Source organism: Cryobacterium sp. TMT2-10 (genome assembly GCF_004403075.1).
GTDB classification, from domain to species: domain Bacteria; phylum Actinomycetota; class Actinomycetes; order Actinomycetales; family Microbacteriaceae; genus Cryobacterium; species Cryobacterium shii.
Map to the genome: position 1 here is coordinate 51,775 of NZ_SOGW01000027.1, position 13,005 is coordinate 64,779.

A 13,005-nucleotide genomic window follows, 5' to 3' on the forward strand; every position below is an offset into this window, starting at 1 on the left:
CAATGGAGCGGCCAGAGCCGCACCAGCGACAGAAGGAGGTCGCAGATGGGAAAAGTGAATGAAGAAGTTGAAATCGAGTCCGGCGTCGTGACGAAGTACCGACGCCACGCCAACGGGCACGGCCTGGTGTCCCCCGACGCGCGGGTGCACCCCGGTGCGTTCGTGTCCCGCACGGCGTATGTAGAAAGCGGCGCACGGGTCGGACCGGAGGCGTGGATCGGGCCGGGCAGCTGGATCGACCACGACGCCCGAGTCGGATCACGGGTGTTCATCGGCCAGAACGTGCATGTCGGCGCGGAAGCGGGCATCGGCAGCGGAGCGCGCCTGGGCAGTTATGTGCGCATCGGCCGGCGCGCACGCGTGGCCTCGGGCAGCATCCTGGACCGCGACGTGAGCGTGCCGGACGACGGCGTGGTCGGCACCGCACCGGCCTCCGCCGGGCGCGGATCCGCAGCCATGGCACCACGGAGCATCTCCGCTGGCGCGCCCGGATTGCCCGGACCGGCACCGGCCCGGCTCGACGTGGCGGCGTAACGCCCCCCAGCACCGCTGCGCCGCTGCGGTCGGCCGACAGGTCACTGCCTGTAACCAAGTGCCTGTAACCAGTTCGACGGAAATTCTGCGGTAAAAAACGACATCGGGCCTGTTTCGGGCCGATTTTGGCAAAATCTCCGTCGAATTCGTTAGGGCAGGGTCGTTCAGGGGAGTCGCCGGGAACCGGGCGGGTTCCCGGCCAGAGCAGGACTAGCGCAGGGCGACCAGGGCAGCGGCCTAGAGCAGGGTGAGCAGGGCCTGCGCCGCCGCGAAAATCAGCAGCCCGGCGAGCGCGCCGACGACCGTGCCGTTGATCCGGATGAACTGCAGGTCCTTGCCGACCTGCAGTTCGATCTTCTCGGCGGTCTCGGCGGCATCCCACCGCGCCACGGTCTCGGTGATCACGCCGGCGATCTCATGCCGGTAGCTGCGCACCACGTAGCTCGCCGAGTCGGCCAGCCAGCGGTCGATACGGGAGCCCAGCGCCGCATCCGTGGTCAGGCGAACGCCCACCTCCATGGCGGTCGAACGGATGCCCGCGCACAGTTCGCTCTCCGCATCCTTCAGCGCCTCGACCAGCGACGCTTTCACCGATTCCCAGGTCTCGCTCGCGAACTCGCGCAGCCGGGCGCTGTCGAGCAGCTCCACCTTGACGGTTTCGATCCGGTTGATCATGGCCGGGTCGTGCTGCAGATCGTCCATCACCTCGGCGAGGTAGCGGTCGATCGCCTCGCGGAGGGGATGCGCGGCATCCGCCCGCACGCCGGCGATGAAGGCGAGCACCTCCCGGTGGGCCTTGTCGTCGACCAGTTTGTCGACGAAACCGGGCATCCAGCTCGGCAGCCGCTGGGACACGGCCCGGCCGAAGGCTTCCGGATGCGTGAGCAGCCAGCCCTCGGCCCGCTCGAGCAGCAGGTCCACGAGGGCGTGCTGCCGGCCGGACTCGACCATCCGCTGCCCCACCCGGCCGATCGGCGGAGCCCACTCCGGCCGCAGCAGGTGCTCGCGCGCCACGGTCTCGATCAGATCCTTGATCGCGTCGTCGCTGAGCAGCTCGAGCAGTCCGGCGCCGGCCACGGCCACCTCGTCGGTGAGCCGCCGGGCGTTCTCCGGCACGGACAGCCAGGCTCCGAGCCGGCGGGAGACCCCCATCGACTCCAGCTTGCCGCGGATGACCGCCTCGGAGAGGAAGTTGGTCTCGACGAACTCGCCGAGGCTGGCCCCGATCTCATCCTTGCGGCTCGCGATGATGTTCGTGTGCGGGATCCGCAGCCCCAGCGGGTAGCGGAACAGGGCCGTCACGGCGAACCAGTCCGCGATGGCGCCGACCATGCCGCCCTCGACCGCGGCGCGCACGTACTGGAGCCACGGGTAGGTGTCCTGGAGGGCGAACGAGGTCGCGAACACGACGGCCATGACCAGGAGCAGGCCGATCGCGAGTCGCTTCATCCGGATGAGCGCGCGGAGGCGGACGGCATCCTGCGGGCTCAGCGGCGGGCGGCCCGCCCCCGGCAGGGTCGCTGCCGCGGCCCCGGTCACGTCATTCCTCTGATGTTCGGCCATCCTCCCACCCTGCCCGATCAGCGCCGGGGAAGGAAACCGTGCGGGGCAGGTGCCGCCGAATCGGACAACTGTTGCCGGTGTGACGGCACCAGTGGTCCGGCTCGGGAACAGGTACCGGCGATCAGCAGTGGCAGTGGCCCTCCGGGGCCGGGGTGCTCGCCGGCACGTCCAGCACCGGGCTGCGGTCGAAGAAGCCGTCGGGCTTCAGCTTGAAGCCGGCGGTGTCGACGGGCATGATCGGCCAGTCCTCGATCCGCGGGTAGTGGGTCAGCCCGAAGGTGTGCCAGACCACGATGTCCTGGCCGTCGAGGTCCCGGTCGGCCGCCATGTAGGCCGGCAGCCCGGCGCCGCCGGCGTGCTGGTTCACGAAGTCCCCGGTGGGGTAGCGCTCGTCTTCGGCGAAGCGGGTCACCCAGAGGTCCTTGGTCGCGAAGGCCGCGCGCCGGGCCACCGAGGAGTTCTCGTCGGCGAGCAGGGTCGGCTGCCCCTCCGGGTAGAGCTTGTAGCCCACGGGCTCCCCGAGCCGGTTGAGCACGTTCGGGTTGGAGATGAGCCAGGTGCGCCCCGACCTCATGTCGGCCTCCCGCACCGCGTCCGATTCACGGGCCAGCAGGGTGCGCTTGCGGCTGAAGGCGTTGCCGCGTTCGTTCCCCTCGCCCATCGGCACGCGCACGGCCTCCTCCTCCTCGACCCGGTTCGTGTCGCCGTCGAGGGCCATGTCCAGGCGGGCGCTGAACAGGTGCTGGTGGAACGGTGCGCCCAGGCCGGGAGCCAGTTCGGAGGCATAGGGGTAGCCCTTGCCGGGGTAGGCGCTGGTGAAGACGACACCCGTGGCCTTGGCCTCGAACTCGATCGTGCCGTCGAGGTAGAGGTACCAGTAGAAGCCGTAGTCGTAGTTGCCGACCGTGGTGAAGAACGAGATCACGAAGCGACGGTTGCGCCGGGTGTAGTCGATTCCGGTCCAGAGGTCGCTGTGCTTGGCGAGGATACTCCAGTCCTCTTCGTGCATGCAGATTCCGTTTCGGATCTCGCGCGGGTTGCCGAAGCCATCCGTGATCACCGGGCTGAGGTAGGTGATCTCGCCCAGGCAGTCGCAGCCGAGCTCGAGCGAGTTGGCGTACTGGCCCACCAGGTATTCCCCGGTGTCGAAGTAGTTCTGCCACGAGCGCACGGGTGCGGGGTCGCCGTAGGGGACCACCATTTCCGCGATCGAGGCACGCCGGACGATGGAGCGGCGCACCCCGGCGTCGTCGAAGCCGATGTTGTGCAGCACGACGCCCTCGCGCACATCGAAGCCCACGTCCAGGCTCCACTTCTCCCACTCCACGTGGTTGCCGCCGGTCACCGTGAAGCTCGGCCCTTCCGGCTGGGTGATCTCGATCGGCTTGAGGGTCTCGCGGAGGGGACCGGTCAGCGTCGGGTCGGTGTAGTTGCCGTGCTCGGCCGGGATCGGGACCACGCCGAAGTCGATCACCTGGTCGACGGTCTTGCTGACGATGTCGACGTAGGCGACGAGACCGTCGACGGGGTGTGCCCAGGCGCTGTCCTCCGGGAAGTCCTGCACGAAGGCGAGGCCGCGCAGGATGCGCCGCCCCTTCTCCTCGGGGTATTCGAAGACCCCGGCGGACAGCGGCGCGACGCGCACGGTGTCGACGTCGAGGCCGCGTGCGGCGAGCGCCGCCAGCCAGCGCTCGTCATGCGTGAGCAGTTCCTCGACCGCGGCGAACTCCTCCTCGAGGACCGGCAGTTCGCCGGTCTCGGCGGTGTCGAGCACGACCACGGACTCGACCAGCTCCCGGGTGGCGGACACGGTGACGTCCTTCGGCGCCGCCCCGGAGACGTCGTGCAGGAACACGCGGAACCGGCGGTCGGGTTCGGCGGCGGCACCGCGGGGCGGGTCGAGCAGGCCCAGATAGGCCACCCGGATGCTCTCGCCCAGCAGCCCGGCGTCGGAGAGGATGCCGCGCACGGCGACGATCTCCGTATCCGAGGCCAGGGCGTAGGCGGCGTTGACTACGAGCGAGACGGGAGTCATGGTTTCCCTTTCCGGGGCTGTTTTCCTATGGTTGTAGAATAATAAGGTGTTACTAAGCTCGATGGCAAGGGTCTGTTTCCGGCCCCGTCCGGTCACGAGAGGGCAGCATGCCGAAGGTTGTCGACCACGACCAGCGCCGAGTGGAGCTCGTCAACGCGACCTGGCGCATCATCGCCCGCCAGGGCATCGAGGGTGCCACCATGCGTGAGATCGCCGCGGAAGCCGGCTTCGCCAACGGCGCCCTGAAGCCCTATTTCCCGACGAAGGACGACCTGCTCACCTTCGCTTTCGGCCACGTCTTCAGCCAGACCAGTCGACGGATGCGGGACGCCACGGCCGGGAAGGCCGGACTCGCGGCCCTGCGGGCCTACTGCCTCGAGATCCTGCCGCTCGACGACATCCGTCTCAGCGAGGCCCGCATCGTGATCCCCTTCTGGCAGAAGGCGCTGACCGACCCGCAGAAGGCCGCGGAACACGAGAACTCGATGCTGCAATGGCGCGCCACGATGCGCGAACAGCTCGGCGAGGCGCGGGAGCTGGGCGAGCTCCGGGGCAGCGTCCCGGACGACGAGGTCACGGGGCTGCTGATGAACTTCGTGCTCGGGGCGCAGATCACGGCCGTGCTCTCCCCGGCCGAGAATTCTCCGGACCAACTCGTCGCCCAGCTGGACGGCTACCTGGGCCTGTTCACCGCCGATCTTTTTTCAACGAGTGTTGAAAAAAGGCGTGACAAGCCGGGTGCGCTGGGCTAGGTTACTGGGAATCCGTTCACGCCAGCAAAGGAGCTACCGTGACCATGGCAACCCTCCCCCTGATCTCACGAGGATCAGACGACCGGGTGCAGAGCGCAGAGGCGAACACCTTCGCCCAATGGCGCACCCTCGTCTCCGATTCCTTCGTTCCCCTCGACGTCCGGTCTGACGCGAGCGAGTTCCACGGCACGCTGCGGTCCCGGGTGCTCGACGAGCTCTCCATCGTCGAGGTCACCGCGAACGGCCACCAGGTGCTGCGCACCCCGGCGCTGATCGCCCGGACGGACCGGCACTACTTCAAACTCAACCTGCAGCTCTCCGGCCAGGGCATCCTGATCCAGGACAACCGAGAGGCCACCCTCCGGCCCGGCGACCTCGCCGTCTACGACACGCACCGCCCGTACACCCTCGCCTTCGAGCAGGATTTCCGCACCCTGGTGCTGATGTTCCCCCACGACGCCCTCGACCTGCCCGTCGACGCCGTCGGCCAGCTCACGGCGAGACGGATGCCCGGCGACGCGGGCCTGGGCCGGATGATCAGCCCGTTCATGGTGCAACTGGCCGAGAACCTGGACGCGCTCAGCGGCAGCACCGGCCACCGGCTGGCCTACAACGCGGTCGACCTGGTCGCGACGATGTTCGAGAGCGAACTGAACATCCACCGCGAGCCGACGTCCGGCCCGCGCGGGGACCTGCTCGCCAGCATCCGCTCGTATATCGAAGGCGCCCTCGGCGACCCGGGGCTCTCCCCCGCGACCATCGCCGCGGCGCATTTCATCTCGACCCGCCACCTGCACAACGTGTTCCACGCGGCCGACACCACGGTCTCCAGCTGGATTCGGGCCCGCCGGCTCGAGCACTGCCGCCGGGACCTGCGCGACCCCATCCTGGCGGACCGCTCGGTGGGCGACATCGCCGCGCGGTGGGGCTTCATCGACGCCGCACACTTCAGCCGGATCTTCCGCGCCGCCTTCGGCGAGCCGCCCAGCGCCTACCGTCGCGGCTGAGCCGGCCGGGGGCGCCGGACCCTTCCCTGGGATCCAAGCTTCGTTCCCGGATTGGCAAGTGCGCAGCCCCGCACTGAGCCAGAGTCGTGACACTGGCTTCCACGAGAAGAAGCCGCTCAATGAGGAGCACCCCATGACAAGCACCCGAACCACCCCCGAGGCCGACGCCCCGGCCACCCTGCACACCGGCCGCCTGGGCGTCATCGGCATCGTCTTCTTCGTTGTCGCCGCCGCCGCACCGCTGGTCGGCATGACCGGCGCGGTACCGGTCGCCATCGTGCTCGGCAACGGCGCGGCCGCCCCCGGCGCCTACCTCGCGGTGGGCATCACCCTGCTGCTGTTCAGCGTCGGCTACGCCGCCATGAGCCAGCGGGTCACCAACGCAGGCGCGTTCTTCGCCTACATCGGCCGCGGGCTCGGCCGGCACCTCGGCAGCGCCTCGGCCTTCGTGTCGATCCTCGCCTACCTGGCCATCCAGCTCGCCATCTACGGTTTTTTCGGCGGTCTCCTGGCGGCCCAGGTCGGCCTGCTGCCCTGGTGGGCCTGGTCGCTCCTGGCCTGGGCCGTCGTCACGCTGCTCTCCCTGCTCAGCGTCGACGTCGGAGCCAAGGTGCTCGGCGTCCTGATGCTGCTGGAACTCGGCGCCCTCATCGTCACCTCGATCGCCATCCTCACCGACGGCGGTCCGGAAGGCCTCAACTTTTGGGCCTCCTTCAGCCCGGCCGCGATCCTCGCCGGCGGACTCACCGGCTCTGCCGGGATCGCCTTCGCCTTCGCCTTCGCCTCCTTCATCGGCTTCGAGGCCACGGCCATCTACGGCGAGGAATCGAAGGACCCCAAGAAGGTCGTCCCCCGGGCCACCTACCTCGCGGTCGGCGTCATCACGGTGCTGTTCGCGCTCACTGCCTTCGCGATGGTCACCGGCATGGGCGCATCCCAGGTGGTCGAAAAGACGGTAGAGCTCTCCACGCTCGACGGCGTGCCGCTGGCCGACCCGGCCGCCGTGCTGTTCGCCCTCGCCACCGAGTACGTAGGCCCGTGGATGGCCACCGTGATGGGCATCCTCGTGCTCTCCAGCCTGTTCGCGGGGCTGCTCGCCTTCCAGAACGCGGCGAGCCGCTACCTGTTCGCCCTCGGCCGCGGCGGCGCACTCCCCCAGCCGCTCAGCCACGTCAACCGCCGCGGAGCGCCCAGCACGGCCTCCCTCGCCACCTCGGTCGTCAGCGGACTCGTCATCGCCGTCTTCGCCCTGTTCCGGCTCGACCCGATTCTGAACATGTTCTACTGGTTCAGCGGACTCGCCGTCGTGGCGATCGTCCTGATCGAGATCCTGGTCTGCATCGCGGTGATCGCCTACTTCCGCCGCAACCAGGGCAGCGAGAACGTATTCCAGACCGTCATCGCCCCGGTGCTGGCCACCATCGGCCTGATCCTCGGCGAATACCTGCTGATGAGCCGCTTCGGACTGCTCGCCGGCACCGTCGCCGAGGGCATCGACCCGACCGTCACCTCGTGGGGCCTCAGCCCGATCGGCTGGGTGCTGGTCGGGCTGCCGTTCGCCGTGCTCCTGGTCGGCTACCTGCACTCACTCTGGACCAAGACCGAGAACGAAGCGCTCGTGCAGGATGTGCTCTCCTAGAGAGAGCACCGCAGTCAGAAAGCGGGTCCCTACCATCGGCGGGGGCCCGCTTTTCGGTGCCGCCCGCTCTTCTGTGTCGCGCGCTTTTCGGTGTCAGAGTCCGAAACCGGTGTGGCGGATGCCCCAGCGCACCGTCCAGGTCTCCTCCGGTTCCAGCCAGCGCAGCCCCGCTCCCGAATTGAACGCATCCGCCGGGGCGGTCATCGGCTCGATCGCGACCGCGCGCCCGGGCACGGGCTCGTCAGCGTCGCTGCCGGGAGCCGTGACGGGGAAGTTCCGCGGCGTGAAGACCTGCACGTAGCGGATGTGCTCGTCCCCCCAGAGGATCACGCTGCGCCCGTCGGGGGCGGTCAGGGAGTGCTCGCTGCGCGCATCCGGGTGCCCGAGGGGGGCCGGGTGACCGAGCGGGTGGGAGGACGACGCGCCCGGTCCCACGCCGCCGAAACCGTCGTCGAGGTCGAGGTCACGCACCTCCCGGCCCTCCCTCAGGTCGAACCGGGTGCCGGCGACGGGGCTTTCCCCGACCGGATTCAACCGGTCGTCGACGTCGATGTGGGTGTCGGCCGCGAGCCGCAGCCGCAGGTCGTCGGTGGGCACGCCGCCGATCTTCAGGTAGGGGTGCGCGCCGAGGGCGACCGGGGCGGGCTCGGTGCCCACGTTCCGCACTGTGTGGGTAACATCGAGCCCGTCGTCGGTGAGGGTGTACGTCACCGTCGTGTCGAGCTGGAACGGATAGCCCGGCTGCGGGAAGACGGTGGCGGCCAGGGTCACCGCGTCCGTGCTGCGACTGAGCAGCCGATAGGGCGAGTAGCGCAGGAGGCCGTGGACGGCGTTGCCGAGTTCGGGTTCGGTCAGGGCGAGTTCGCGCCGCACCCCGCCCTGCTGCCAGACCCCGTCCCGGATGCGGTTCGTCCACGGCATCAGCACGATCCCGGCGCCCTTCGGCGGGACCGACCGGGCCGGGAAGGGCTCGACCAGGTCTATGCCGTCTACGGAATACATCCGCAGGCCGGCGGCGACCTCGGTGACCACCGCCAGGGCGGGCCCGCTGGGCGTCGCCGCCCTCAATTCGTATTGGAACCCCGTCGCTGCGCGCATGATGCCAACTTACTCCGGTTGCAGAACGGTCAGTCCGGCCTCGCGGAGGGAGTCCAGCGCGGCGGCGGTGGCCGTCGCATCCGTCACCAGCGTGTCGAACGCCCGGAGCGGCCCGACCTGGCCGAGGTGCACCTGACCGAGTTTGGACCCGTCGGCCACGACGACGGCGCGGGATGCCGCGGCGAGCATGAGCGTCTTCACGCCCGCCTCGGGCAGGTTGATGTTCGTGATGCCGTGCTCGGCGTCGACCCCGTTGCAGCCGATGAACGCGAGGTCGGCGTGCACCTGGCTGAGCACGGTCCGGGCCAACGGCTCGACCAGCGAGTGCTGCAGCGGGCGCAGCGACCCGCCGGTGACGATCACGGTGAAGCGCGGGATCGCCGGTTCGAGTTCGAGGGCGATGCTGAGGCCGTTGGTGATGATGACGACATCCGTGAGGTCGGTGCGGGCCAGCAGCGCCCGAGCGATCGCGAGGGTGGTGGTGCCCACGTCGAGGATTACGCTCTGCCCGCTCGTCACGAGCGAGGCGGCGAGCGCGCCGATCTGTTGTTTCGGGAGAACGGATGCCGCGAGCGCTTCCTCGAACGAGTACTCGCGGATCGGCCGCCCGCTCGTCGGCGTCGCGGGCACCGCGCCGCCGTGCACGCGCTGCACCACCCCGGCGTTCTCGAGCACGTCGAGGTCGGCCCGCGCCGTGACGCCGGACACCCCGAAGGCCTCGCGCAACTCCCTGACCCGCACGAATCCGCGTTCGTCGACCAGACGCTGGATCCGCTCGCGCCGCTGGTATGCGGACAGGGTGTCCCGGTCAGCGGTGAGATCGACCCCGACGCCGGTCGGCTCGGTGGCGACTGCGTCTGTGTCTGGTGCATTAATGGTCATGCTCCATCTTCACTTAGTTTGTTTTGGTTTTCAATACGAAACCTCTGGTTTCGCATGCGCAGATCAGATAGCGTGGTTTCTGCCATGAACACACCACACTTCGTCGCCGACACCGGCATCGTCCGTCACCGCCACACGCTCGCTGATGGGCGTGACCTCATCTACTTCGATGACCCCCAGACCACCCTCGCCCCCGAGCGTGCCGCCGACCTGCGCGAACTGGACCCGCGCCCGGCCACGGCCCGGATGCGGCAGGATCCGCTGACCGGGGAATGGGTCTCGATCGCGGCCGCCCGCCAGAACCGGGTGTTCCTGCCGCCGGCCCACCTCGACCCGCTCGCCCCCTCGACCCCGGGCAACCCGTCCGAGGTGCCGAGCAACTACGACGTGGCCGTGTTCGAGAACAAGTCGCCGTCGTTCGGGCCGTTGCTCACGGATGCCGACGCTCCCGCCGGGCTCGACGACCTGGCCACGATCGGCCTGGGCCGCACGCGGACCTCGGTCGGGCGCTGCGAAGTCGTCTGTTTCAGCCCGGAGCACGAGGGGTCGTTCGCGAGCCTGTCGGTGGTGCGCGCCCGCACCGTGATCGAGGCCTGGGCCGAGCGCACCCATGCCCTGTCCCAGCTGCCCGGCATCGAGCAGGTGTTCCCGTTCGAGAACCGCGGCGAGGCGATCGGAGTGACGCTCCACCACCCGCACGGACAGATCTACTCCTACCCCTACGTCACGCCGCGCAGCCAGCGCGTGATCGCCTCCCTCGACCAGTACGGCCCGAACCTGTTCGGCGACATCCTCGCCAGCGAGCAGGCCGGCGGCCGGGTCATCCTCAGCGGTGAGCACTGGACCGCTTTCGTGCCGTTCGCGGCGCGCTGGCCGATCGAGGTGCACATGCTGCCGCACCGCCACGTGCCCGACTTCGCCGAGACGGTCCTCGCCGAACGCGACGAGCTGGCGGTGCTGTACCGGCGCCTGCTGCGCGGCATCGACGCCCTCTACGACACCCCCACGCCGTACATCGCGGCCTGGCACCAGGCCCCGGTGAACGTGCGCCGCGACGAGATCCGCCTGATGCTGCAGGTGACCAGCCCGCGCCGGGCCGAGGACAAACTCAAGTTCCTGGCCGGCTCGGAAGCCGCGATGGGAGCGTGGATCGGCGACGTCACGCCCGAGCAGGCAGCCGACAACATCCGCCTGGCCGTCGAACGGTCCGCCGCAGCCGACACCGACGAGGCCGCCGCGACCGCTGCCGCCGCCGGGACCGCCGCCGGGACCGCCGCCGGGACCGCCGCCGCATTCGCCGGGAAGGCCCGCTCATGAGCGCCCTCGCCCAGTCCGTGCGCGCCGGCTTCGAGAGCCGCTTCGCCGCTCAGCCGGCCAGCCTGTGGTCGGCCCCGGGCCGCGTCAACCTGATCGGCGAGCACACAGACTACAACGACGGCTTCGTCTTCCCGTTCGCGATCGACCGGCGCACGGTGGTCGCGATGGCCCTGCGCCCGGACCGCCTGCTGCGGGTGGCGAGTTCGTTCGCCGAGGAGACCGTCGAGCTGTCCCTCGACGACCTGACGCCGGAGAACCTGGCCGGCTGGTCCGCCTACCCGCTCGGGGTGGCCTGGGCGCTCGGCCAGTTCGGCGCGGACCTGGCCGTCGTGGCCGGCTTCGACGTGTTCATCGACTCCGACGTGCCGATCGGGGCCGGGCTCTCCTCGTCGGCCGCGATCGAGAGCGCGGTCGCGGTCGCCCTGAATGACCTCTGGCAGCTCGGACTCGACCGGCGCGTGCTTGCCCGGGTCGGCCAGCTGGCGGAGAATCGCGCGGTCGGCGCGCCGACCGGCATCATGGACCAGTCGGCGTCGCTGCTCGGCCAGGCCGACGCCGCCGTGTTCCTGGACTGCCGCAGCCTCGACGCCGAGGTGATCCCGCTCGGCTTCGCCCCGGCCGACCTCGAACTCCTGATCATCGACACCCGGGTCAGCCACGCGCACTCGACCGGCGGGTATGCCTCGCGCCGGGCATCCTGCGAACTGGGCGCCCGGATGCTGGGCGTCGCCTCCCTGCGGGACCTCACCGTGAACGACCTGCCGCGGGCCGCCGAGCTGCTCGACGACGAGACCCTCCGCCGGGTGCGGCACGTCATCACGGAGAACCAGCGCGTGCTCGACACCGTGCGCACCCTGCGCGAGCAGGGACCGACCGCGATCGGTGCTCTCCTGGACGCCTCGCACGTGTCGATGCGCGACGACTTCGAGATCTCGGTGCCCGAACTCGACCTCGCCGTCGAAACCGCGCGCGGTGCGGGGGCCATCGGCGCCCGCATGACCGGCGGCGGATTCGGCGGGGCCGCGATCGCGCTCACCCCGCGCTCGCTCATCCCCCGGGTCACGGCGGAGGTCACGGCCGCGTTCGCGGCCCGCGGTTTCACGGCCCCGGACCTGTTCGTGGTGCACGCCGCAGACGGGGCAAGCCGCGCGGAGTAGCCGCCCGGGCCAACGCGCACCCTCTGCATAACTCCTGCAATCTGGTCGGCCGGGGCTCTTTTCGGCCGAGTTTCGGTCCGTTTCGCGGAATCTGCAGGAGTTATGCTCGGGGCGCCTCCGGCTCGGGCAGGGCCTGCCGGAGCCGCGCTTGCTCGGTGGCTAACTCAGGAAGAACCGGTGGGACCACCCTCTGCACCCGCTGCATGTCTGGCGGAGGCGGCCCGCGGCATCCGTTTCTCCTGAGTCAGCCACACGGAGCAACGCGCACCCTCTGCATAACTCCTGCAATCTGGTCGGCCGGGGCTCTTTTCGGCCGAGTTTCGGTCCGTTTCGCGGAATCTGCAGGAGTTATGCTCGGGGTGCCTCCGGCTCTCGCTGTCAGGGAACGACAGCAGTGGACTCGCCGCCGGTGATCCGCAGCAGTTCGTCGAACGACGTGGGGAACACGGTATGCGCGTGGCCCGCGGCGGCCCAGACCACCGCGATCTCGGCCAGCGCGACATCCACCAGGGTGCGCAGGGGCGACGGATGCCCGACCGGCGCGACCCCGCCGATCACCTGCCCGGTCGCCTGCTTGACCACATCCTTCGAGGCGCGGCCGATGGTGCCGCCCAGCCTCTCGCCCAGCCAGGCGGTGTCGACGCGGTGCGCTCCGCTCGTCAGCACGAGCAGGGGTTCCCCGTCGAGCGTGAAGACGAGCGAATTCGCGATCGCGCCCACCGGGATACCGAGGGCGGCTGCTGCCGTCTGGGCGGTCGTCGCCGCTTCGTCGAACCATCTGATCTCCGGATCGAGGCCGAAACCGTGCAGGGTGCCGCGCGCCCGTTCGACGGACGGATGCATGCTGTTGACCATGCCGGAATCCTAAGCGGTCAGCCGCCGAACCGTGAGAAGCGCCCCTCTGAAGGCCCTACGGAGGGTGTGTGGAGGGGCGAAACTCACGGCTCGGCGGAGGGCTGGGCAGGCCGGCCGCGCCCGGCCGCGCCCGGCCGCACGTGGGCGCACGTGGGCGCCGGGGCGC

At 69.8% G+C, this 13,005-nt stretch carries 11 protein-coding genes; 6 read left to right on the forward strand and 5 right to left on the reverse strand.

Features of this window, described 5'->3' with window-relative positions:
- The first annotated feature begins 45 nt into the window (after window positions 1-45).
- Window positions 46-534 carry a hypothetical protein gene (locus E3T37_RS02665; protein ID WP_134365304.1) on the forward strand — a complete coding sequence of 163 codons (489 nt, stop codon included), beginning with the start codon at window positions 46-48 and terminating at the stop codon, window positions 532-534.
- A 237-nt stretch (window positions 535-771) separates the two neighbouring features.
- Here E3T37_RS02665 and E3T37_RS02670 read toward each other — a convergent pair whose 3' ends face one another.
- Entirely contained in the window at window positions 772-2,097 is a 1,326-nt protein-coding gene (locus tag E3T37_RS02670; protein WP_134365305.1) for a DUF445 domain-containing protein, read from the reverse strand.
- Window positions 2,098-2,218: 121 nt separating this feature from the next.
- Window positions 2,219-4,132 (reverse strand): primary-amine oxidase, encoded by a 1,914-nt coding sequence (locus E3T37_RS02675; protein WP_134365306.1) that lies wholly within the window; start codon window positions 4,130-4,132, stop codon window positions 2,219-2,221.
- A 107-nt stretch (window positions 4,133-4,239) separates the two neighbouring features.
- On the opposite strand from E3T37_RS02675, the gene E3T37_RS02680 reads away from it, so the two are divergent.
- From E3T37_RS02680 to E3T37_RS02690, 3 genes are all read left to right on the forward strand, one after another.
- The gene (locus E3T37_RS02680) at window positions 4,240-4,884 is read left to right on the forward strand and encodes a TetR/AcrR family transcriptional regulator (protein ID WP_134365307.1); all 645 of its coding nucleotides are present in this window, start codon (window positions 4,240-4,242) and stop codon (window positions 4,882-4,884) included.
- 44 nt (window positions 4,885-4,928) lie between these two features.
- Window positions 4,929-5,891, forward strand: a complete 963-nt coding sequence (locus E3T37_RS02685) for a helix-turn-helix domain-containing protein (protein ID WP_134365316.1) — start codon at window positions 4,929-4,931, stop codon at window positions 5,889-5,891.
- 133 nt (window positions 5,892-6,024) lie between these two features.
- A complete protein-coding gene (locus tag E3T37_RS02690) occupies window positions 6,025-7,530 on the forward strand; it encodes an APC family permease (protein WP_134365308.1) in 1,506 nt (501 codons plus the stop codon).
- A 93-nt stretch (window positions 7,531-7,623) separates the two neighbouring features.
- Here the strand turns inward: E3T37_RS02690 and E3T37_RS02695 are convergent, their stop codons facing one another.
- Together E3T37_RS02695 and E3T37_RS02700 are read right to left on the reverse strand one after the other, a co-directional pair.
- A complete protein-coding gene (locus E3T37_RS02695; protein WP_134365309.1) occupies window positions 7,624-8,628 on the reverse strand; it encodes an aldose 1-epimerase family protein in 1,005 nt (334 codons plus the stop codon).
- A 9-nt stretch (window positions 8,629-8,637) separates the two neighbouring features.
- A complete protein-coding gene (locus E3T37_RS02700) occupies window positions 8,638-9,510 on the reverse strand; it encodes a DeoR/GlpR family DNA-binding transcription regulator (RefSeq protein WP_134365310.1) in 873 nt (290 codons plus the stop codon).
- Window positions 9,511-9,594: 84 nt separating this feature from the next.
- Here E3T37_RS02700 and galT point away from each other — a divergent pair, with 84 nt between their 5' ends.
- Both galT and galK read left to right on the forward strand, forming a co-directional pair.
- Window positions 9,595-10,827, forward strand: a complete 1,233-nt coding sequence (galT, locus tag E3T37_RS02705) for a galactose-1-phosphate uridylyltransferase (protein WP_134365311.1) — start codon at window positions 9,595-9,597, stop codon at window positions 10,825-10,827.
- On the forward strand, window positions 10,824-11,984 hold the full coding sequence (gene galK / locus E3T37_RS02710; protein ID WP_134365312.1) for a galactokinase: 1,161 nt from the start codon (window positions 10,824-10,826) through the stop codon (window positions 11,982-11,984). The genes galT and galK overlap by 4 nt, the downstream gene beginning before the upstream one ends.
- A gap of 378 nt (window positions 11,985-12,362) precedes the next feature.
- Here the strand turns inward: galK and E3T37_RS02715 are convergent, their stop codons facing one another.
- Complete coding sequence (locus E3T37_RS02715) at window positions 12,363-12,839, reverse strand: YbaK/EbsC family protein (protein WP_241994530.1); 477 nt, start codon at window positions 12,837-12,839, stop codon at window positions 12,363-12,365.
- Window positions 12,840-13,005 lie beyond the last annotated feature (166 nt).